At 71.6% G+C, this 20,492-nt stretch carries 18 protein-coding genes and 1 pseudogene; 14 read left to right on the plus strand and 5 right to left on the minus strand.

Annotated features, from left to right (window positions below):
* The first annotated feature begins 79 nt into the window (after positions 1–79).
* The 3 genes from G3I54_RS10555 to G3I54_RS10565 all read left to right on the plus strand — a co-directional run bounded on the left by G3I54_RS10555 (position 80) and on the right by G3I54_RS10565 (position 3,980).
* Positions 80–1,273, plus strand: coding sequence for an argininosuccinate synthase (locus G3I54_RS10555; protein ID WP_164613389.1), 1,194 nt, complete (start codon positions 80–82; stop codon positions 1,271–1,273).
* Between the two features lie 118 nt (positions 1,274–1,391).
* A complete protein-coding gene (gene argH, locus G3I54_RS10560; protein ID WP_164613391.1) occupies positions 1,392–2,819 on the plus strand; it encodes an argininosuccinate lyase in 1,428 nt (475 codons plus the stop codon).
* Between the two features lie 189 nt (positions 2,820–3,008).
* A complete protein-coding gene (locus tag G3I54_RS10565; protein ID WP_164613392.1) occupies positions 3,009–3,980 on the plus strand; it encodes an aldo/keto reductase in 972 nt (323 codons plus the stop codon).
* 19 nt (positions 3,981–3,999) lie between these two features.
* Here G3I54_RS10565 and helR read toward each other — a convergent pair whose 3' ends face one another.
* The gene (helR, locus tag G3I54_RS10570; RefSeq protein ID WP_164613394.1) at positions 4,000–6,165 is read right to left on the minus strand and encodes an RNA polymerase recycling motor ATPase HelR; all 2,166 of its coding nucleotides are present in this window, start codon (positions 6,163–6,165) and stop codon (positions 4,000–4,002) included.
* A 121-nt stretch (positions 6,166–6,286) separates the two neighbouring features.
* Complete coding sequence (rox, locus tag G3I54_RS10575; protein ID WP_164613396.1) at positions 6,287–7,738, minus strand: rifampin monooxygenase; 1,452 nt, start codon at positions 7,736–7,738, stop codon at positions 6,287–6,289.
* 234 nt (positions 7,739–7,972) lie between these two features.
* On the opposite strand from rox, the gene G3I54_RS10580 reads away from it, so the two are divergent.
* On the plus strand, positions 7,973–8,524 hold the full coding sequence (locus G3I54_RS10580; RefSeq protein WP_164613398.1) for a TetR/AcrR family transcriptional regulator: 552 nt from the start codon (positions 7,973–7,975) through the stop codon (positions 8,522–8,524).
* A complete protein-coding gene (locus tag G3I54_RS10585) occupies positions 8,521–10,065 on the plus strand; it encodes an MFS transporter (protein WP_164613400.1) in 1,545 nt (514 codons plus the stop codon). The genes G3I54_RS10580 and G3I54_RS10585 overlap by 4 nt, the downstream gene beginning before the upstream one ends.
* A 73-nt stretch (positions 10,066–10,138) precedes the next feature.
* Here the strand turns inward: G3I54_RS10585 and G3I54_RS10590 are convergent, their stop codons facing one another.
* Positions 10,139–10,810, minus strand: a complete 672-nt coding sequence (locus G3I54_RS10590; RefSeq protein ID WP_073806017.1) for a lysophospholipid acyltransferase family protein — start codon at positions 10,808–10,810, stop codon at positions 10,139–10,141.
* 264 nt (positions 10,811–11,074) lie between these two features.
* On the opposite strand from G3I54_RS10590, the gene G3I54_RS10595 reads away from it, so the two are divergent.
* The 3 genes from G3I54_RS10595 to G3I54_RS10605 all read left to right on the plus strand — a co-directional run bounded on the left by G3I54_RS10595 (position 11,075) and on the right by G3I54_RS10605 (position 13,463).
* Positions 11,075–12,232, plus strand: a complete 1,158-nt coding sequence (locus G3I54_RS10595; protein WP_164613402.1) for a glycerophosphodiester phosphodiesterase — start codon at positions 11,075–11,077, stop codon at positions 12,230–12,232.
* A gap of 135 nt (positions 12,233–12,367) precedes the next feature.
* Positions 12,368–12,913: a sigma-70 family RNA polymerase sigma factor gene (locus G3I54_RS10600; protein WP_164613404.1), complete on the plus strand. Its 546-nt coding sequence runs from the start codon at positions 12,368–12,370 to the stop codon at positions 12,911–12,913.
* A 46-nt stretch (positions 12,914–12,959) separates the two neighbouring features.
* Positions 12,960–13,463, plus strand: a complete 504-nt coding sequence (locus G3I54_RS10605) for a GNAT family N-acetyltransferase (RefSeq protein WP_164613406.1) — start codon at positions 12,960–12,962, stop codon at positions 13,461–13,463.
* A 37-nt stretch (positions 13,464–13,500) separates the two neighbouring features.
* On the opposite strand, the gene G3I54_RS10610 is transcribed toward G3I54_RS10605, so the two are convergent.
* On the minus strand, positions 13,501–13,941 hold the full coding sequence (locus tag G3I54_RS10610; protein WP_164613408.1) for a hypothetical protein: 441 nt from the start codon (positions 13,939–13,941) through the stop codon (positions 13,501–13,503).
* Between the two features lies 1 nt (position 13,942).
* Positions 13,943–14,302: a hypothetical protein gene (locus tag G3I54_RS10615; protein WP_164613410.1), complete on the minus strand. Its 360-nt coding sequence runs from the start codon at positions 14,300–14,302 to the stop codon at positions 13,943–13,945.
* Positions 14,303–14,906: 604 nt separating this feature from the next.
* Between G3I54_RS10615 and G3I54_RS10620 the strand changes: the two genes are divergently transcribed.
* The 6 genes and pseudogenes from G3I54_RS10620 to G3I54_RS38925 form a co-directional block, all read left to right on the plus strand.
* On the plus strand, positions 14,907–16,007 hold the full coding sequence (locus G3I54_RS10620) for an ATP-binding cassette domain-containing protein (protein ID WP_164613412.1): 1,101 nt from the start codon (positions 14,907–14,909) through the stop codon (positions 16,005–16,007).
* Positions 16,004–16,675, plus strand: a complete 672-nt coding sequence (locus G3I54_RS10625) for a methionine ABC transporter permease (RefSeq protein ID WP_164613414.1) — start codon at positions 16,004–16,006, stop codon at positions 16,673–16,675. The genes G3I54_RS10620 and G3I54_RS10625 overlap by 4 nt, the downstream gene beginning before the upstream one ends.
* An 84-nt stretch (positions 16,676–16,759) precedes the next feature.
* On the plus strand, positions 16,760–17,626 hold the full coding sequence (locus tag G3I54_RS10630) for a MetQ/NlpA family ABC transporter substrate-binding protein (protein ID WP_164613416.1): 867 nt from the start codon (positions 16,760–16,762) through the stop codon (positions 17,624–17,626).
* A 102-nt stretch (positions 17,627–17,728) separates the two neighbouring features.
* Positions 17,729–18,415 carry a GNAT family N-acetyltransferase gene (locus tag G3I54_RS10635; protein ID WP_164613418.1) on the plus strand — a complete coding sequence of 229 codons (687 nt, stop codon included), beginning with the start codon at positions 17,729–17,731 and terminating at the stop codon, positions 18,413–18,415.
* A 130-nt stretch (positions 18,416–18,545) separates the two neighbouring features.
* The gene (cbiE, locus tag G3I54_RS10640; RefSeq protein ID WP_164613420.1) at positions 18,546–19,784 is read left to right on the plus strand and encodes a precorrin-6y C5,15-methyltransferase (decarboxylating) subunit CbiE; all 1,239 of its coding nucleotides are present in this window, start codon (positions 18,546–18,548) and stop codon (positions 19,782–19,784) included.
* Positions 19,785–20,117: 333 nt separating this feature from the next.
* Positions 20,118–20,492: pseudogene (locus tag G3I54_RS38925) on the plus strand (5,6-dimethylbenzimidazole synthase); the annotation flags it as partial.

A 20,492-nucleotide genomic window follows, 5' to 3' on the forward strand; every position in this document is an offset into this window, starting at 1 on the left:
TCTGACCTGCGGTTTTGACAAACAATACGGAGGACTGCATAGTTATACCCATCAGTGATTGCACCGTAAGGAGAAACCCGTGACCGAGCGCGTCGTACTCGCCTACTCGGGCGGCCTGGACACCTCCGTCGCCATCGGCTGGATCGCCGAGGAGACGGGCGCCGAGGTCATCGCCGTTGCCGTGGACGTCGGCCAGGGCGGCGAGGACCTGGACGTCATCCGCAAGCGCGCGCTCGCCTGCGGTGCCGTCGAAGCCGAGGTCGCGGACGCCAAGGACGAGTTCGCCGAGGAGTACTGCCTCCCGGCGATCAAGGCCAACGCCCTCTACATGGACCGCTACCCGCTGGTCTCGGCCCTCTCCCGGCCGACCATCGTCAAGCACCTCGTCGCCGCCGCCCACAAGCACAACGCCGGGATCGTCGCCCACGGCTGCACCGGCAAGGGCAACGACCAGGTCCGCTTCGAGGCCGGCATCTCCGCGCTCGGCTCCGACCTGAAGTGCATCGCCCCGGTCCGCGACTACGCGATGACCCGGGACAAGGCGATCGCCTTCTGCGAGGAGAAGAACCTCCCGATCGCGACCACCAAGAAGTCCCCGTACTCCATCGACCAGAACGTCTTCGGGCGCGCCGTCGAGACGGGCTTCCTGGAGGACATCTGGAACGGTCCGATCGAGGACATCTACGAGTACACCGAGAACCCCGCCACCCCGCGCGAGGCCGACGAGGTCGTCATCTCCTTCAAGGAGGGCGTGCCCGTCGCCATCGACGGCCGTCCCGTCACCGTCCTCCAGGCGATCCAGCAGCTCAACGAGCGGGCCGGCGCCCAGGGCATCGGCCGGATCGACATGGTCGAGGACCGGCTCGTGGGCATCAAGTCCCGCGAGGTGTACGAGGCGCCCGGCGCGATCGCGCTGATCACCGCCCACCAGGAGCTGGAGAACGTCACCGTCGAGCGCGAACTGGCCCGCTACAAGCGGCAGGTCGAGCAGCGCTGGGGCGAGATGGTCTACGACGGCCTGTGGTTCTCCCCGCTCAAGCGGGCGCTCGACGGCTTCATCAACGAGGCCAACCAGCACGTCACCGGCGACATCCGGATGACCCTGCACGGCGGCCGCGCCGTCGTCACCGGCCGGAAGTCCGAGGAGTCGCTGTACGACTTCAACCTCGCCACCTACGACTCGGGCGACACCTTCGACCAGTCCAAGGCGCAGGGCTTCATCGAGATCTTCGGCCTTTCCTCGAAGATCGCCGCCAAGCGCGACCTCGCCTGACCCCCTCTCGTTGTACAGCCGCCTCCCCGTCGTCACGCGGCGGGGAGGCGGCCGCATATCCGCATCCGGGCCTACGCCTTGGCCTCGGCCTTTGCTTTCGCTTTTTGAGGAGCACGCAGTGAGCAGCAACAACGGTGACGTCCGGCTCTGGGGCGCGCGTTTCGCCGACGGACCGGCCGAGGCGCTGGCCAAGCTGTCGGCGTCCGTCCACTTCGACTGGCGGCTCGCGCCGTACGACATCGCCGGCTCCCGCGCCCACGCACGCGTCCTCCACAAGGCGGGCCTGCTCACCGAGGACGAGCTGACCCGGATGCTCGCCGGGCTCGACCAGCTCGAAGCCGACGTCGCCGACGGCTCCTTCACCGGCACGATCGCCGACGAGGACGTCCACACCGCCCTGGAGCGCGGACTCCTCGAACGGCTCGGCGCGGACCTCGGCGGCAAGCTGCGGGCCGGCCGGTCGCGGAACGACCAGATCGCCACGCTCTTCCGGATGTACCTGCGCGACCACGCCCGGATCGTCGGCGGCCTGATCGCCGACCTCCAGAGCGCGCTGGTCGGCCTCGCCGAGGCCAACGCGGACGTCGCGATGCCGGGCCGGACCCACCTCCAGCACGCCCAGCCCGTCCTCTTCGCCCACCATGTGCTCGCCCACGTCCAGTCCCTCTCCCGGGACGCCGAGCGGCTGCGCCAGTGGGACGAGCGCACGGCCGTCTCGCCGTACGGATCCGGGGCGCTCGCCGGGTCCTCGCTCGGGCTGGACCCGGAGGCGGTCGCCGCCGACCTGGGCTTCGAGCACGGGTCGGTCGCCAACTCCATCGACGGCACCGCCTCGCGGGACTTCGTCGCGGAGTTCGCCTTCATCACCGCGATGATCGGCGTGAACCTCTCCCGGATCGCGGAGGAGGTCATCATCTGGAACACGAAGGAGTTCTCCTTCGTCACCCTCCACGACGCCTTCTCCACCGGCTCCTCGATCATGCCGCAGAAGAAGAACCCCGACATCGCGGAGCTGGCCCGGGGCAAGTCCGGCCGTCTCATCGGCAATCTGACCGGCCTCCTCGCCACGCTGAAGGCGCTCCCGCTGGCGTACAACCGGGACCTCCAGGAGGACAAGGAGCCCGTCTTCGACTCCTGCGACCAGCTGGAGGTCCTGCTGCCCGCCTTCACCGGCATGATGGCGACCCTCACCGTCAACCGCGAGCGCATGGAGGAGCTGGCCCCGGCGGGCTTCTCGCTCGCGACCGACATCGCGGAATGGCTGGTCAAGCAGGGTGTGCCCTTCCGGGTGGCGCACGAGGTGGCCGGCGCCTGCGTCAAGGAGTGCGAGCAGCACGGCATCGAGCTCGACCAGCTCACCGACGAGCAGTTCGCCAAGATCTCCGAGCACCTCACCCCCGAGGTCCGCACCGTCCTCAACGTGCGGGGCGCCCTCGCCTCCCGCGACGGCCGGGGCGGAACGGCGCCCTCCGCCGTCGCCGTCCAGCTCGCCGAGGTGAAGGAGGACCTGGCCGCCCAGCACGCCTGGGCGACCGCCCGCCGGTAGCCGTACCGCTCACGTACGTGGCGTACCGCGTCGCGTACGTGGCGTACCGCGTCGCGTACGTGAAGCACCGCGTGAGGTGCGTGCCGTACCGCGTGGCGTACGTACGGTGTCGTCGCAGGTGCGGGAAGGGTGTCGCGGATTACGTTCACCGGGGTAGGAGTATCCGAAACCCGACCCGAGGAGACCGCGATGCCCTTCGCCGCCCTGGCCGCCGCGACGACCCCGACCGCCCACATCGGACTGGGCCTGGCCGCCGTCGGGAGGCCCGGCTACATCAATCTCCACCGAGACCGCGACCTGCCCGCCGACCGGGACGTCGAGGCCCTGCGCGCCCGCACCCACGAGCTGCTGGACGCCGCCTACGCCCAGGGCGTCCGGTACGTCGACACCGCCCGCTCCTACGGCCGCGCCGAGGAGTTCCTCGCCGAGTGGCTGGACGCCCGGCCCTCCTTCACCGACCTCGTCGTCGGCTCCAAGTGGGGCTACACCTACACCGCCGACTGGGACGTCGAGGCCGAGGAACACGAGGTCAAGGACCACTCGCTCGCCACCTTCGAGCGCCAGTACGCCGAGACCCGGGCCCTCCTCGGCGACCGGCTCAGCCTCTACCAGGTCCACTCGGTCACCCCGGACAGCCCGGCGCTCACCGACAAGGAACTGCTCGACCGCCTCGCCGCCCTGGCCGCCGACGGCGTCACCGTCGGCCTCTCCACCAGCGGGCCCGCCCAGGCCGAGGCGATCCGGGCCGCCCTCGCCGTCACGGTCGACGGCGAACCCCTCTTCCGTACGGTCCAGGCCACCTACAACGCCCTGGAGACCTCGGCCGCGCCCGCGCTCGCCGAGGCCCACGACGCCGGGCTCACCGTGATCGTCAAGGAGGGCATGGCCAACGGGCGCCTCGCCGGGGAGGAGGCCCCCGCCGTGTTCCAGGAGATCGCCGCCGGCGCGGGCGTGGGCGGCGACGCGGTCGCCCTCGCCCTGGTCCTGCACCAGCCCTGGGCGGGCGTCGTGCTCTCCGGCGCCGCCACGGCTGCCCAGCTCTCCGGCAATCTGCACGCCGCTGTCGTCGACCTGGACGACGAGCAGCGGGCCCGCCTCGACGCCCTGGTCGAGGAGCCGGAGGCCTACTGGCGGCACCGCGCCGGCCTGCCCTGGCACTGAAAGTCCGCCCGGCCGGCCCTCAGGAGCTCGTCAGGACGACGAGCTCCCGGGTCGCCCGGGTCATCGCGACATAGCGGTCCACCGCCCCCTCGACGCCGGCCCCGAACCGCTCCGGGCCGACGAGGACGACCAGGTCGAACTCCAGGCCCTTCGACAGCTCCGGGGTCAGCGACCGCACGCGGGGCGTCGCCCGGAACGCCGGATCGCCGATGACACAGGCGATCCCGTCGTCGTGCGCGGCCAGCCAGCCGTCGAGGACCCTGTCCAGGTCGGCGACGGACCCGTGGGTGACGGGAATGCCGCTGCTGCGGACCGAGACCGGCACATTGGCGTCGGGGAGCACGGCCCGGACGACCGGCTCGGCCTCCGCCATGATCTCCTCCGGCGTCCGGTAGTTGACGGTCAGCGAGGCCAGGGTGATCCGGTCGAGCCCGACCCGCTCCAGCCGCTCCCGCCACGACTCGGGGAACCCGTGCCGGGCCTGCGCCCGGTCCCCGACGACGGTGAAGCTCCGGGACGGACACCGCTGGAGCAGCATCTGCCACTGGGCGTCGGTCAGTTCCTGGGCCTCGTCCACGACGATGTGCGCGAAGGGCCCGGCCAGCAGGTCGGGCTCCACCCCGCTCGGCCGGTCGGCGGTGGCCAGCGACTCCCGCAGATCCGCCCCGCGCAGCATCGCCAGCGCACCCTCGCCGTCCGCGTCGGCGTCGATCAGCGTCTCGTCGGCGAGGAGGCTGTCGACGACGTCGTCCATCCGCTCGCGTTCGGCGGCGGCCGCCGCCTCGTGGCGCCGCCTGCGCCGGGACGCCTCCGGGTCGCCGAGCCGCTGCCGGGCCGCGTCCAGGACCGGCAGGTCCGACTCCGTCCAGGCCTGCGCGTCCGGACGCTGGAGCCGCCGGACCTGCTCGGCGGTCAGCCAGGGGGCGCACTTGCGCAGGTACGCGGGTACGGACCAGAGGTCGCCGACCAGATCGGCCGCCTCGACCAGCGGCCAGGCCCGGTCGAAGAGGGCGAACAGCTCCCGGTTCTGCCGCAGCGAGGCGCGCAGCGCTTCCTCCGGGGCGTCGCCGTCGTGCTTGTCCACGAGGATCGTGAGCAGCTCTTCCCAGATCTGGTCGCGCGCCTCGTTGTGCGGGGTGCCCGGGTCCGCCGAACCGAACGCCGAGGCCCAGTCGGCGGCGCTCAGCCAGATGTCGGACCAGTGCGTCTCCACCCGTACGCCCTCGGCGGGCGGCTCCTCGTAGAACCGGACGGCAGGCTCGACCGCGTTCACGAGGTCCGCCGACGCCTTGAGGCGCGCCACCTCCGGATCGGTCTCGGCCACCGCCCCGGCCCCCTCGGCGACCAGGTCCCGCAGGGTGCACGTCTGCACGCCCTCCTCCCCGAGGCTGGGCAGCACATCGGATACGTACCCGAGGTAGGGCTCGTGCGGCCCGACGAACAGGACCCCGCCGCGACGGTGGCCCAGGCGCGGGTCGGAGTACAGGAGATAGGCGGAGCGGTGCAGCGCGACGACGGTCTTCCCGGTACCGGGCCCGCCGTCGACGACGAGCGTGCCCCGGGAGCCGGCCCGGATGATGGCGTCCTGGTCGGCCTGGATGGTGCCCAGCACATCGCGCATCCGGGCCGACCGGTCGCCGCCGAGACTGGCGATGAACGCGGACTGGTCGTCCAGCGCGGCATGCCCGGCGAACCCCTCCGGGGCGAACACCTCGTCCCAGTAGTCGTTGATCCGGCCGCCGTGCCACCGGTAGCGACGGCGGCTCGCCAGGCCCATCGGGTCGGCGTGGGTGGCCCCGAAGAAGGGCTCGGCCGCGGGGGAGCGCCAGTCGAGCAGCAGGCGGCGGCCCGTGCTGTCGGTCAGCCCGAGCCGGCCCACGTACAGCGGCCCGGAGCCGTCCGCGGCGACCATGTGCCCGAGGCACAGATCCAGGCCGAACCGGCGCAGGGCGCGCAGCCGGGCGGTCAGCCGGTGGATCTCCACGTCCCGGTCCATCGCCTGCCGGCTCGCCCCGCCGGGCGCCCTGCGCTCGGCGGCGAGCCGGTCGGTCAGCTCGGCGATCGACTGTTCCAGACAGTGGGCGATGGCCGCGAAGTGCTGCTCGTCATCGGCGATCAGCGCCGGGTCGGCCTTGGAGGAGAGCCGGTCGGGGAGGTCGAACGCGCTGGTGGTCAGGGGTTTCACGTCGTCGGTTCCGATCTGCGGTGCGTGTGTACGTACAGGGGGCGGCGATCCCCCGGGGCGAGGCGAGTTCGTGCGGGCCGGGCGGGTGCGGTCGGGCGGGGCACTCGTGCGCGGCGCCTGGTCAGGCGGTGGGTGCGCCGAACCACCGGGCCGTAGCGCCGAGCAGTTCGGCCTGCTCCTCGCCGGCCCAGGCGACATGGCCGTCCGGCCGCAGCAGTACGGCGGGGGCGTCGAGGCCCTCGGCGACGTCGACGACATGGTCGATCCGGTCCGACCAGCCGGCCACGGACAGCCGGCCGGTGCCGTCGAGCAGCAGCCCGCGGCCCTCGTGCGTCAGGTCGTAGAGACGGCCGCGCTTCAGCGGCAGGTCCCGCAGCCGCCGGCCGAGCAGGTCATGGCCCTCGCCGAAGTCGTAGCGGACGTCGACCGCGGTGACCATGCCGGTCAGGTACGCGTTGACCTCATCGAAGTCCATCAGCCGGGAGAACAGTTCCCGCAGCGCGACCGCGCCCGGAGAGGTGCCCAGCAGGGTGATCTGCGCCCGGGTGTTGTCCAGGACGCGTGCGCCCACCGGGTGCCGCTCGGCGTGGTAGCTGTCCAACAGCCCTTCCGGCGCCCAGCCGTTGACCGCCGCGGCCAGCTTCCAGCCGAGGTTGAACGCGTCCTGCACCCCGAGGTTGAGGCCCTGCCCGCCGGTCGGCGGGTGGATGTGCGCCGCGTCGCCGGCCAGGAAGACCCGGCCGACCCGGTACCGCTCCGCCTGCCGGGTGGCGTCACCGAAGCGGGACAGCCGGCGGGGCGAGTGGACGCCGAAGTCGGTGCCCGCGACGGCCCGCAGCCGCTGCCTGAACTCCTCCAGCGTCGGGGCCGTCCTCCGGTCCTCGGACACCCCTTCGGCGGGCACGATCACCCGGAAGGTGCCGTCGCCGTTGGGGACGACGCCGAACCGCAGCTGCGTCCCGCGGACCTCCTCGACGACGGCGGCGACCGTCGCCGGGTCCTCGGTCAGCTCCATGTCGCCGAGCAGCGTCTCGACCGTGGCGGGCTGCCCGGCGAAGTCGACGCCGAGCCGCCTGCGCACCGTGCTGCGGCCGCCGTCGCATCCGACGACGTACCGCGAGCGCAGGCGGGTGCCGTCCGTCAGCTCTACGGTCACCCCGGCCTCGTCGCCGTCCGTGTCCCCGTCGGCGTATCCGCTCAGCCCCGCCACCTCGCAGCCGCGCCGGATCTCGGCGCCCAGCTCGACGGCGCGTTCGCGGAGCAGCCGCTCGGTCACCGGTTGCAGGGTGGAGAGGCCGTACGGGTGCGCGGTGTCCAGGCGGTCCGGCCACGGTTTCCGAATTCCGCCGAAGAAGCCGCCCGCCTGGAATTTCTCACTGACCGCGAGGAATCGGTCCAGCAGCCCGCGCTGGTCCATCACCTCGACGCTGCGCACATGCAGTCCGCGCCCCCGCGACTCCCGGCCCGGCTCCGCCAATTTCTCCAGCACGACCGTGCGCACTCCGGCCAGCCGCAGCTCAGCGGCGAGCATCAGGCCGGTGGGCCCGCCGCCGACGACGATTACGTCGATCATCACTGTTCCGCCTTCGTCGACGTCGAATGCGGACGATTCTGCGGCATATGGGGGGCCTTGCCGCAAGGCCCCCCATGCGCTATAAATTAAGAGTGGCAAGGAGTGGTTTTACCTCCGGCCACTTTTTTTATTTGCCCACCGAACCTTTCTCGCGCGCGTCGCCCCATCGGATCCGCCGACGCCTCCGATGCCTCCGATGAGACGAAGATGTCTCACATGGGTTATGGTCGTCTCATGACTCTCGACCGTGAGCAGGTGCTGCGCAGCGCCGCCGCCCTGCTGACCCACAAATCGACCGCCACCATGGACGAGGTCGCCAGGGCGGCGGGCATCGGCCGGGCCACCCTCCACCGCCACTTCGCCGGGCGCGACGCCCTGGTGAAGGCCCTGGAAGACCTCGGCATCCAGGAGTTCGAGGCGGCCCTGGACGCCGCCCGGCTCGACGAGGACACCTCCGAGGAGGGGCTGCGCCGCCTCATCGCGGCCGTCGAGCCCAGCGCCGGACTGCTGTCCTTCCTCGTCAACGAGAACCAGCTCTTCGAGGGCGACGAGGTCAACGAGGGCTGGAACCGGGCCGACGCCCGCGTCTCCGCCTTCTTCCGCCGCGGCCAGGAGCGCGGCGAGTTCCGTATCGACCTCACCCCCGCCTGGCTGACCGAGGCCCTCTACGGGCTCATCGGCACCGGCGCCTGGGCCGTCCAGGCGGGACGGGTCGCCGCACAGGATTTCCAACACATGATCGTCGAGTTGCTGCTCGGCGGAGCACGCCGGAGCGTGGAGCAATGACCAGCATCGACCGGAACCCGGACACCACGGACGCGGTACGCCGCCCGGGGCGGTGGATCGCGCTCGCCGTCCTCGTCCTCGCCGTGCTGCTGGTGGCGGTGGACGCGACCGTCCTCGGTCTCGCCACCCCGTTCCTCAGCGAGGACCTCGAACCCACCGGCACCCAGCTGCTCTGGATCGGTGACGTCTACTCCTTCGTCATCGCCGGTCTGCTCGTCTCGATGGGCAGCCTCGGCGACCGCATCGGCCGCAAGAAGCTGCTGCTGGTCGGCGCCGTCGCGTTCGGCGCGGTCTCCGTGCTCAACGCGTACGCGACCACGCCCGAGATGATGATCGTGGCCCGGGCGCTGCTCGGTGTCGCGGGCGCCACCCTGATGCCGTCCACCCTCGCCCTGATCCGCAACCTCTTCCACGACCCGCGCGAGCGCAGCCTCGCCATCGGGATCTGGGGCGCGATGGCCTCGGCGGGCGCGGCCGTCGGCCCGGTCGTCGGCGGGTTCCTGCTCGAACACTTCTGGTGGGGTTCGGTCTTCCTCATCAACCTGCCCGTGATGGCCGTCCTCGTCGTCGTCGGCATCAAGCTGATCCCCGAGTCCAAGAACCCGGCCCCGGGCCCCTGGGACATGCTCAGCGTCGGGCTCTCGCTGGTCGGCATGATCGGTGTGGTGTACGCCATCAAGGAGACGGCCTCGCACGGGGCGAGCTGGGAGTCCGGGGCGGCGGCCGTGCTCGGCGTCGCCGCGCTCACCTGGTTCGTCCGCAGGCAACTGCGGCTGCCCGCGCCCCTGCTGGACATGCGGCTCTTCCACCACCGGGGCTTCTCCGGTGCGGTCCTCGCCGACCTGCTGACCATCCTCGGCCTGTCGGGCCTGGTCTTCTTCCTCTCCCAGTTCCTGCAACTGGTGCAGGGCCGCGGCCCGCTGGAGGCCGGACTCGCCGAACTGCCCGCCGCGATCGGCGCGGTGACCGCCGGTCTGCTGGCCGGATTCGCCGCCCGCCGCTTCACGGTCCGCTCCGTCGTCTCGGGCGGCCTCGCCGCGGTCGGTCTGGCCCTGGGCAGTGTGACCTTGCTCGACCAGCACACCGGCTATCCGCTGCTCGGCGCCATGCTGCTGGTCGTCGGTGTCGGCGCGGGCTTCGCCTTCACCGTCACCGCCGACGTGATCCTCTCCAGCGTCCCGAAGGAGCAGGCGGGCTCCGCGTCCGCCGTCTCCGAGACCGCGTACGAACTGGGCGCGGCCCTCGGCATCGCCCTGCTCGGCTCCATCGTCACCGGTGTCTACCGGGGCTTCCCGACCCCGTCCGGCATCCCCGCCGACGTCGAGGCGGCCGCCCACGAGTCGCTGGGTGGGGCGGTCGAGGCCGCCGGGGCGCTGCCCGCAGCCCAGGCGGGGCCGTTGGTTTCGGCGGCCCAGGAGGCGTTCGTCGACGGACTGCGGTCGGCCGCGGGCGTCGGCGCGGCGGTGCTGCTGGCGGCGGCCGTCGCCGCCTGGTTCCTGCTGCGGGGCCAGAAGCTGGAGGACGGCGTCGAGCACCCGTAGGCGTCGTCCGGAGGCCGTACGACGAAGGGCCCGCACCCCGGCTTGGGGGTGCGGGCCCTTCGTCGTGAGGCGGTCAGGCGGCCTTTGCCTTCGTCGCGTACATGTCCACGTACTCCTGGCCGGACAGCCGCATCACCTCGGCCATCACCGAGTCGGTCACCGCCCGCAGCACATAGCGGTCGCGGTCCATGCCCTCGTACCGGGAGAACTCCATCGGCTCGCCGAAGCGCACCGTGACCTTGCCCGGCCGGGGCAGACCCGCGCCGCCCGGCTGGAGCTTGTCGGTGCCGATCATCGCGAAGGGGATCACCGGCGCGCCCGTCATCAGGGTCAGCCGCGCGATGCCCGTACGGCCCCGGTAGAGCCGGCCGTCGGGGGAGCGGGTGCCCTCGGGGTAGATCGCGAAGGCCTGCCCCTCCTCCAGCACCCGGCGCCCGGTCATCAGCGCCGCGACCCCGCCCCGGCCGCCGTCCCGGTCCACCGGGATCATGCCGCAGCCGGTGAAGAACCAGGCCATCAGCCTGCCCTTGAGGCCCTTGCCGGTGACGTATTCGTCCTTGCCGATGTAGAACACCGGCCGGTCGCAGCAGATCGGCATGATCATCGAGTCGATGAACGTGAGGTGGTTGCCCGCGAGGATCACCGGCCCGGTCCCGGGAATGTTCTCGGCGCCTTCCACCTGCGGGCGGAACATCAGGCGCAGAATCGGTCCGAGCACTGCCTTGATGACCGTGAGACGGGACAACGGTTCCTCCGGTGTCGTGGCCGGGCCGGCCGCGGTGGATCGGGGTCCACCGGGCGGTGGCCGGTGCCGACGGATGATGGTCGGTGCAGGTGAGGACGATACTCGCGGGTATGCGCTGATCGCACATCGGGTTCACGAAGCGGATACTCGGTGTTGACGTGTGTTTCCGCCATGTTGGCCGACGGTCCGTCCTTTCGTACGCCTCCCAGCCTACGATCGGGCCTCGCTCGACCGGTCCCGGACATCACCAAGCGAGGAGCATTCATGACGGAGCGTGCGCGGACGACCCCCGGCCGGCGGACCCTTCTGGGCGCCGCCGTCCTCGGCACGGCGGCGCTGGGCCTGCCCGCCGCCGCCCAGGCCGCCGAGCGGGGCCGCGGTCACGGCGGCGGCCACGGATCGCTGCGCGATCTGCCCGTGCCGACGGTGATCGGCCACCGCGGGGCCAGCGGCTACCGCCCCGAGCACACCCTCGGCTCCTACCAGCTGGCCCTCGACCTGGGCGCGCACATCGTCGAGCAGGACCTCGTGCCGACCAAGGACGGCCACCTCGTCTGCCGTCACGAGAACGACATCACCGGCACCACCGACGTCGCCGACCACCCCGAGTTCGCCGGCCGCAAGGCCACCAAGAGCATCGACGGCGTCTCCTACACCGGCTGGTTCACCGAGGACTTCACCCTCGCCGAGCTCAAGACCCTGCGGGCCAAGGAGCGCATCCCGGGCAACCGTCCGGACAACACCCTCTACGACGGCCGCTGGACGATCCCCACCTTCGAGGAGGTCCTGCGCTGGGCGGAGAAGGAGGGCCGCAAGCGCTCCAAGCCCGTCTGGCTGTACGTGGAGACCAAGCACCCCACCTACTTCCGGGGCCTCGGCCTCGGCCTGGAGGAGCCGCTCGCCCGGCTGCTGCGCCGGTACGGCCGGGACCGGAAGAACTCCCCGCTCATCCTCCAGTCCTTCGAGCCGAGCTCCGTCCAGCGCCTCGCGCGCCTCGTCGACACCCCGCGCATCGTCCTGCTCTCCGGCCCGAAGGAGCGCCCCTGGGACTTCGTCCAGTCGGGCGACCCGCGCACGGTGGCCGACCTGGTGAAGCCCGCCGGGCTGAAGTGGCTGGCCTCCTTCGCGCAGGGCATCGGCCCCACGCTCGACCTGGTCATCCCGAAGGACGCCTCGGGACGGCTCACCACCCCGACCACGCTGGTACGGGACGCGCACGCCAAGGGCCTGCTGCTGCACCCGTACACGATGCGCAACGAGAACAGCTTCCTGCCCGCCGACTTCCGGCGCGGCACCGACCCCAACGCCTACGGGGACGTGTTCGGCGCCTACGCGGCCTACCTCGCCACCGGCATCGACGGCATCTTCGCCGACCACCCGGACACGGCTCTGCTGGCGGCGGCGGACCACGCCGGGCGCTGACCCCGTACGGGCGGCTGACGGCTCGCCCCCCCGTACGCGAGGCGAGCCGTCAGCCGCCCGCCCCCGTATGCCCCGGTCGGGTGGTGCCGCGCCCCAGGGGCAACCGGCGGCCGCCACCGGCACGTCCGCCGGGGCATGACGCTCCTCGATCATGACCTCGACCCGGCCGCGGCCACCGCCCTCGTCGTCCGCGCCTTACAGCCCCTGGTGCGCGCGGAGGCGAGGGCGGAGGCCCCGGCCGCCGGACTCGATCCCGCCGACCTCGAACAGAGCGTCTGGGTGCGGCTGCTGGAGCGCCCCGCGGCGGCCGGACCACCCGCCGACCCGGCCCGCTGGGTGCGCGACACCGTACGGGCGGAAGCCCGCCGCGGCCGCCGCACGGCCCGGCGGGAACGCCCGTACGCCGGAACGGAACCCGCCGCCGGACCGGCCGACTGCCCGGAACGCGCCGCGATCGGGGCCGCCGAACGCCGGGCGCTGCGCTCCGCGATGGCCCGGCTGCCCGGACACTGCCCCCGGCTGCTGGAGGCGATGCTCGCCCCCAGCGACCCGACCTACCGGGAAATCGCAGGGGAGTTGGGTATGTCACAGGGGAGCTTGGGCCCGATCCGTTCCCGTTGCCTTGGATGTCTGCGCAGAATGCTGGCTGCGGAGGTTGTCGCTCCATCCGTGCGGGGATAGGGAGCGGTAGGCAACCGGCGGACAGGTGAGCGGGAGGCGTGCACACATGGGCATGAGCGTGACCATCTCGGCGGCGACGGCACAGGACGTCGAGCAGATATTCAGACTTCAGTACCTCTGCTTCCAGCGCGAGGCGGAGCTGTACGACAACTACCGGATCGATCCGCTCGTCCAGAGCCTCGCGTCGCTGCGCGCCGAAGTCGCCGACGACCTGGTGTTCGTGGCCCGGCTCGGGGACGAAGTCGTGGGCGCGGTGCGAGGATTCACCGACCCCGACGGCACCGGTCTGATCGGCAAGCTCTGCGTCCACCCCCGGCTCCAGGGCCACGGCCTCGGCGCCCGACTGCTGCTGGCCGCCGAGTCGGCGCTCTCCGCCGAGCGGTCCGCGACCCGCTTCCGGCTGCACAGCGGCCACCGCAGCGAGGGCAATCTGCGGCTCTACCGGCGGGCCGGATACGCCCAGGTCGGGGCCGTGACCGGAGCCGACGGCGTACGGATGGTCCTGCTGGAGAAGGACGCCGCCGACCGGGACTACGTGGCCAGCGCCTGACCGTGCGCCGCGCGCGGCGGGGCGGAGCGGCAGACGCTCAGACCGCCACCGTCTTCGCGCGGCGCAGCCAGATCATCCCGGTGACCGGCAGGATCACCGGGATGAAGAGGTAACCCATCCCGAAGTCCGACCACACCGTCGCGTCCGGGAAGGCGGCCGGCTCGGCCAGCGTCCACGCGCCGACGACCAGCACGCCCAGCAACTCCGCGGCACAGCACACCAGCGCCGCCCGGCGGGCCTTCTCCCCGCCGCGCACCAGCGAGTACGTGATGAAGCCGTACACCACGGCCGCGACGGCCGACAGCAGGTACGCCAGCGGCGCCCGGTCGAAGTCGATGATGATCTGGACGATCGAGCGCGAGGCCGCCGCGACCGTGAACACCCCGTAGAACCAGACCAGGACCCGGCCGGGACCGGTGCCCAGTTCGAAGGACGGCTTCGGGGCCGTCTCCACCTCGGGGCGGTCGGTGTCGCTCACGTCAGTTTCCCCAGATGTCATAGAGCCGGACTTCCAGAACCGCCAGCACGACCGCCCCCGCCGCCACCGTGACCGAGCCCCAACGGGTCCGCTCGGTCAACGACAGGAATCCGGCCGCGGGCACGGCGGCGAACGAACCGATCAGATAGGCGATGAACACCGCCATCCCCTGCTCCGGCCGCTCCCCGCGCGCCAGCTGTACGACGCCCACCGCCAACTGGGCCAGCGCCAGCACGGAGACGACCGCCATCCCGATGAAATGCCAGTCCTTCGTCGGCTGGTCCCGGTAGGCGGCGTGTCCGCACCAGGCGGCGAGGGCGAGCGCGGCCACGGCGACCGCGACCGTCAGGGCGTCAAGCATGAGTCGAGGGTATTACGGACGGAACGCCCGCCCGCGTGCGGCCCCGGCCACCACACAGGCGGCCACGACCCCGGCGGCGATGACCGTGGCCTTGACCACAACCGGCGGCCGAAGTTCCGCTCCCAGGCCGCCCGGACGCCGCCGGACGTACCCCCGTAATACTCCTGTCATCGCAGGTCACGGACGTGTTCCGGGGGTCGGACAGGGGAACCGGAAGGCTGGCGTCCGACCATCCAGCACTGTCCGCTATCCGGACAGCCGGGATCGCGGAGACCTCACGTCTGTTTTACTTGGGCCTATGACCACGACGAGCAGCCGCACCCTTGCGACCGAGGCGATCAGCACGCCCGGTGCTCGTTGTATGTGTCGAATGCGCGCCTTCTGAGGGCCCCCGCCTGAGCCTCGCGCCCCGAAGCGAGACCGAGCCAGCGCCGTCCGCACCCCGCGGATACGAGCGCGCCCGCGCATGTTGCTGCCCCCCCGGCCGACCGCCGCGTACAGCCATGCCGAGACCCCCGGCCGACCAGCCCGAACAGTCTCTTCAGACGAATGCCCCGTGCCCGGCGGACACCGCGCCGCGCACTCGACAGTGACGGAAACCCCTGTGATCACCACGACGGGCCTCACGAAGGTCTACCAGTCGCGCGACCGTGAGGTCACCGCACTCGACGGCGTCGACCTGCATGTCCGCGAAGGCGAGGTGTACGGCGTCATCGGACAGAGCGGCGCCGGAAAGTCCTCCCTCATCCGCTGCGTCAACCTCCTGGAACGCCCCACCTCCGGCACCGTGACGGTGGCCGGCCAGGACCTCACCGCCCTCGCCGGCCGCGGCCGGCGGGCGAGCGCCGAGCTGCGCCGGGCACGCACCCGCATCGGCATGGTCTTCCAGCACTTCAACCTGCTGGACTCCCGCACCGTGCTGGACAACGTGGAGCTGCCGCTGGAGATCCTCGGCACCTCCGGCCAGGCACGCACCCGCAAGGCCAAGGAACTGCTCGACCTGGTCGGCCTCGCCGACAAGGCGAAGGCCTACCCCGGTCAGCTCTCCGGCGGCCAGAAGCAGCGCGTGGGCATAGCCCGCGCCCTGGCGGGCGACCCCCAGGTGCTGCTCTCGGACGAGGCGACCTCCGCGCTCGACCCCGAGACCACCCGCTCCATCCTCCAGCTGCTGCGCGACCTCAACCAGCAGCTCGGCCTGACCGTCCTGCTCATCACGCACGAGATGGACGTCGTCAAGACCATCTGCGACTCCGCGGCGCTCATGCAGCGCGGCCGGATCGTCGAGTCCGGAACCGTCGGCGAGCTCCTCGCCACCCCCGGCTCCGAACTGGCCCACGAGCTGTTCCCGGTCGGCGGCACCGCCTCCGGCCCGGACCGCACGGTCGTCGACGTCACCTTCCAGGGCGAGTCGGCCTCCCAGCCGGTCATCTCGCAGCTCTCGCGTACGTACAACATCGACATCTCGATCCTCGGCGCCGCGATGGACACCGTCGCCGGCAAGCAGATCGGCCGGATGCGCATCGAGCTGCCCGGCCGCTTCGAGGAGAACGTCGTACCCATCGGCTTCCTGCGCGAACAGGGCCTCCAGGCCGAGGTCGTCGAGGACGAGACCGGCCCGAAGAGCCCTGCGGGGACCGCGGCGCCCGCCGCCCCCGTCGTACCGGAGCAGACGCCCGCCGCGATCACCAAGGAGGTCGTCAAGTGACCTGGTCCGAAATGCAGCCCCTGCTGACCCAGGGCACCGTCGACACCCTCTACATGGTGCTGTGGTCCGCGCTGGTCACCGTCGTCGGCGGACTGCCGCTCGGCGTTCTGCTGGTCCTCACCGACAAGGGCGGACTGCTCCAGAACACCGTGGTGAACAAGGTCATCGGCGTGATCGTGAACATCGGCCGCTCGCTGCCGTTCATCATCCTGCTGATCGCCCTGATCCCCTTCACCACCTGGGTCGTCGGCACCTTCATCGGCCCCACCGCGATGATCGTGCCGCTCGCCGTCGGCGCCATCCCGTTCTTCGCCCGGCTCGTCGAGACGGCGATCCGCGAGGTCGACCACGGACTCGTCGAAGCGGTGCAGTCGATGGGCGGCTCCATCCCCACGATCGTCCGCAAGGTGCTCCTCCCGCAGGCCCTGCCCTCGCTCGTCTCGGGCGTCACCACCACCCTCATCGTGCTCATCGGCTACTCCGCGATGGCCGGCGCGGTCGGCGGCGAAGGGCTCGGCTCCAAGGCCGTCACCTACGGATTCCAGCGCTTCGACAACCAGTTCATGCTGATCACCGTCGCGCTGCTGATCGTCATCGTCACCGTGATCCAGCTGATCGGCGACCTCACCGTCCGGCTGCTGGCCCGCCGCGGCCGCACCGCCACCTGAGGCCGCCCCCCCCGACTTTCTCTCCCCACCAAGCCCGAACTCCTTGTCCGGGCGCACCACCACCACAAGAAAGAGGCACTTTTCGTGCGTAAGAACATCAAGATCACCGCTGCCGTCGCTTCCGCCGCCGCCCTCGCCCTGGGCCTGAGCGCCTGCGGTACGGACTCCGACCCGGCCTCCAAGAGCGAGACCGGCGCCAACGCCGACACCTCCAAGGCCCTGGTCGTCGCCGCGTCCCCGACGCCGCACGCCGACATCCTGAACTTCGTCAAGAAGAACCTGGCGGAGAAGGAAGGCCTCAAGCTGGAGGTGAAGGAGTTCACGGACTACGTCCTGCCGAACACCGCCACCCAGAACGGCCAGGTCGACGCCAACTTCTTCCAGCACAAGCCCTACCTGGACGACTTCAACGCGAAGCAGAAGACCACCATCGTGCCCGTGGTCAACGTCCACCTGGAGCCGCTCGGCCTCTACTCCAAGACGGTCAAGGACCTCAAGGACATCAAGGCCGGCCAGACCATCGCCGTACCCAACGACACCACCAACGGCGGCCGCGCCCTCCAGCTGCTCGCCGAGAACGGCCTGATCACCCTCAAGGACGGCGTCGGCACCAGCGCCAAGCTGAGCGACATCACCGACAAGAAGGGCCTGGAGTTCAAGGAGCTGGAGGCCGCCACCGTGCCCCGCGCCCTGAACGACGTGGACGCCGCCGTCATCAACGGCAACTACGCCCTGGAGGCCGAGCTCTCCCCGGCCAAGGACTCCCTGGCCCTGGAGAAGGCCGAGGGCAACCCTTACGCCAACTTCCTGGCGGTCAAGGACGGCAACGAGAACGACCCGCGCGTCGAGAAGCTCGCCAAGCTCCTCAACTCCGACGAGGTCAAGAAGTTCATCGAGGACACCTACCAGGGCTCGATCGTTCCGGCCTTCGGCGCACCCGCCAAGTCCTGACGCCCGACCGGCACTTGCCGACGAAGCCCCGTACCTCCCGCCCCGGAGGTGCGGGGCTCCGTCGTGCCGACCCGCCCATGCACAAGGCGGACCCGATGCTGCATGCTGTGCTTTTACCCGGTCTTCGGCATGGAGCTGCGCATGACTACCACCTTTCCGTCCATCTCCATCAGCACGGACAGGTTGGTGATGCGCCCCTTCGAGATGGCCGACATCCCCGCGTACATCGAGATGATGAACGACGAGACGGTCACCGCCTGGATGGACGGGCCGAACCCGTACACCCAGGTCGACGCCGAACGCTGGGTCCGCAGGATCGCTCCTGCCGAACGCACCTCGGGCCAGGGCATCGCCCTCGCCGTCACCGAATTCCTCACCCAGCGGCTCGTCGGCAGCGTCCGCCTCCTCAACACCGACTGGCGCACCCTGGCCACCGAGGTCCGCTACATCACCGCCCCCTGGGCCCGTGGCGAGGGGTACGCCACCGAATCCGTGCTCGCCATAGCCGAATGGCTCTTCCGCGACCAGGGCTTCGAACGCATCGAACTGCGCACCCCGGCCGACAACACCGCCTCCCAGCAGGTCGCCCAGAAGCTCGGCTGCATCAGCGAGGGCGTCCTGCGCAACGCCCGCATCGCCCGCACCCGCACCGAGAACGGCACCGACGGCGGCTGGACCGACATCCGCACCGACCTGATCGTCTGGGGACTCCTCCCCGAGGACCTCGAAGGCGTCGCCGAACAGCTCGCCGACGCCGGCGGCTACGGCACCTACAACGACTGGAAGTAGAACCCCGAGGCCCCCCGCAGAGCCAAAGGTCCGGACCGGATACCCTCACCCCTGCCCGGCGCGCACGGGCAACGCCCCGTACCGCACGGGCACAACTCGCACCCTCCGACACCCCAGGAGACAGACGACGATGGCCGACCGGGTCACGGTGATCGGCTGGGACGGCTCGCCACTGCCCGGAGCGGCCACGGCCGCGCTCTCGGCCGCCACGCTCGTCGCCGGCGCCGCCCACCACCTCGCCCTGCCGGAAGTGCCCCCGAACGCCGAACGCATCCGCCTCGGCAGCGTCGATCTGGCCGCCCGCAGGATCGCCGGACACCGCGGCAGCGCCGTGGTCCTCGCCGACGGCGACCCCGGCTTCTTCGGCGTCGTCCGCACCCTGCGCGCCCGCGAGCACGGCCTGGAGGTCGAGGTCGTCCCCGCCGTCTCCTCCGTGGCCACCGCCTTCGCCCGGGCCGGCATGCCCTGGGACGACGCCCAGATCGTCGTCGCCCACCCTCGCACCCTGCGCCGCGCGGTCAACGTCTGCCGGGCCCACCACAAGGTCGCCGTCCTCACCTCACCGGGCGCGGGCCCCGCCGAACTGGCCCTCCTCCTCGACGGCGTCCACCGCACCTTCGTGATCTGCGAGGAGCTCGGCACCGACCGCGAGCGCGTCACCGTCCTCACCTCCGACAAGGCCGCCGACCACGCCTGGCGCGACCCCAACGTCGTCATCGTCATAGGCAGCGGCCCCGAGACCACCGCCGCAGGCGCCTGGATCGCCGGCCGCCTGCCCGCCTACCCCCAGGGCATACGGGGCTGGGCCCTGCCCGCCGAGGCCTACCGGGCCGCCGGGGCCGAGCGGATGCAGGAGTCCGGCGAGGGCGAGTTCCCCGGCCTGCGCGCCGCCCAGCTCGCCCGCCTCGGCCCGCGCACCGGCGACCTGGTCTGGGACATCGGCTCCGGCAGCGGCGCCCTGGCCGTCGAGGCGGCCCGGTTCGGCGCGGCGGTCCTCGCCGTGGACGCCGACCCGGCCGCCTGCGCCCGCACCGAGGCCGCCGCCCGCGCCTTCGGCGTCCCCGTCCAGGTCGTCCGCGGCCACGCCCCGCACGTCCTGGAACGACTGCCCGAACCGGACGTCGTACGGATCGGCGGCGGGGGAGTGCCGGTGGCCACCGCGGTCGCCGACCGCCGCCCCGAACGCATCGTGACCCACGCCTCGACCCGGGACGAGGCCGAGGCCCTCGGCGGGGCGCTCACCGGCAACGGCTACACGGTCGAGTGCGCCCTGCTCCAGTCCGTCGACCTGGACACCACCGCCTGGACCGAGCGCGAGAGGTCGGTCGTGTTCCTGCTGTCCGCGCGGCGTTCGGACCTCGCCCCCTGACCTGTTCGGCCCGGTACGCGAGGTAGGCTGGCCGATTGTTGTACCGCGCCCGGCCGTTCGTCGCTTCGTTCGTCAATGTCCGGAAAAGTGGACCGTTTTGGTCCGCACTGTGGTACGGCATCACCCGGGGGACGCGCAACGTGGCGCAGTCCACAGTGAGCCGTGGCAGAACTGCCTGTCGCGGCGGCGAACGGCCGCGAGAATAGGAAGACCCGCGGGCGTTTCGTGCCGCGCGGCGAGCCCGCTCGTTCTTGATGACGAGCACCGGCGTGCCGTGGTTCGGCGTCCCGGGCGAAGGGCCGAAGGAGCACTGACGATGGGCGAGGGGTACGCATGACTGACACCGGCCAGATCCCGGGCGAGGGACTGCCGGAGAACGCAGGCATGGTGGAGCAGCCGGGCATCCCCGCCCCGGACGCGTACACCTTCCTCGACCCCTCCGAGCACACCACCGAGGACGACGACCTTCTCCTGATGCCGACCTCCCAGGGCGCCTGGAGCGACCCGCAGGCCGCCCCGGCCCCCGCGCAGGGCCGGCCCGTGGCACAGCCCGCCGGGCCCGAGCACGGTGCGCAGCAGCCCCAGCCCCAGCCGCAGTTCCCGGCCCAGCAGGCGCAGGCCGCCCCCGCGCCCGCCCCTGCCGAGCCGCACGGCACCCATGAGTCCGGTGGCCGCGACTCCGGCTCCGTGGACCTCAACGGCGTACGC

This window comes from Streptomyces sp. SID14515, assembly GCF_010548505.1.
Classification (GTDB): Bacteria; Actinomycetota; Actinomycetes; order Streptomycetales; family Streptomycetaceae; genus Streptomyces; species Streptomyces caviscabies.

Excerpts from the sequence above, each read along its gene's own strand:
- G3I54_RS10565 (WP_164613392.1), top strand. The coding sequence starts at position 3,009 with ATGCCCTTCGCCGCCCTGGCCGCCGCGACGACCCCGACCGCCCACATC.
- rox (WP_164613396.1), bottom strand. The coding sequence starts at position 7,738 with ATGATCGACGTAATCGTCGTCGGCGGCGGGCCCACCGGCCTGATGCTC.
- G3I54_RS10580 (WP_164613398.1), top strand. The coding sequence starts at position 7,973 with ATGACTCTCGACCGTGAGCAGGTGCTGCGCAGCGCCGCCGCCCTGCTG.
- G3I54_RS10585 (WP_164613400.1), top strand. The coding sequence starts at position 8,521 with ATGACCAGCATCGACCGGAACCCGGACACCACGGACGCGGTACGCCGC.
- G3I54_RS10595 (WP_164613402.1), top strand. The coding sequence starts at position 11,075 with ATGACGGAGCGTGCGCGGACGACCCCCGGCCGGCGGACCCTTCTGGGC.
- G3I54_RS10600 (WP_164613404.1), top strand. The coding sequence starts at position 12,368 with ATGACGCTCCTCGATCATGACCTCGACCCGGCCGCGGCCACCGCCCTC.
- G3I54_RS10605 (WP_164613406.1), top strand. The coding sequence starts at position 12,960 with ATGGGCATGAGCGTGACCATCTCGGCGGCGACGGCACAGGACGTCGAG.
- G3I54_RS10615 (WP_164613410.1), bottom strand. The coding sequence starts at position 14,302 with ATGCTTGACGCCCTGACGGTCGCGGTCGCCGTGGCCGCGCTCGCCCTC.
- G3I54_RS10635 (WP_164613418.1), top strand. The coding sequence starts at position 17,729 with ATGCTGTGCTTTTACCCGGTCTTCGGCATGGAGCTGCGCATGACTACC.
- cbiE (WP_164613420.1), top strand. The coding sequence starts at position 18,546 with ATGGCCGACCGGGTCACGGTGATCGGCTGGGACGGCTCGCCACTGCCC.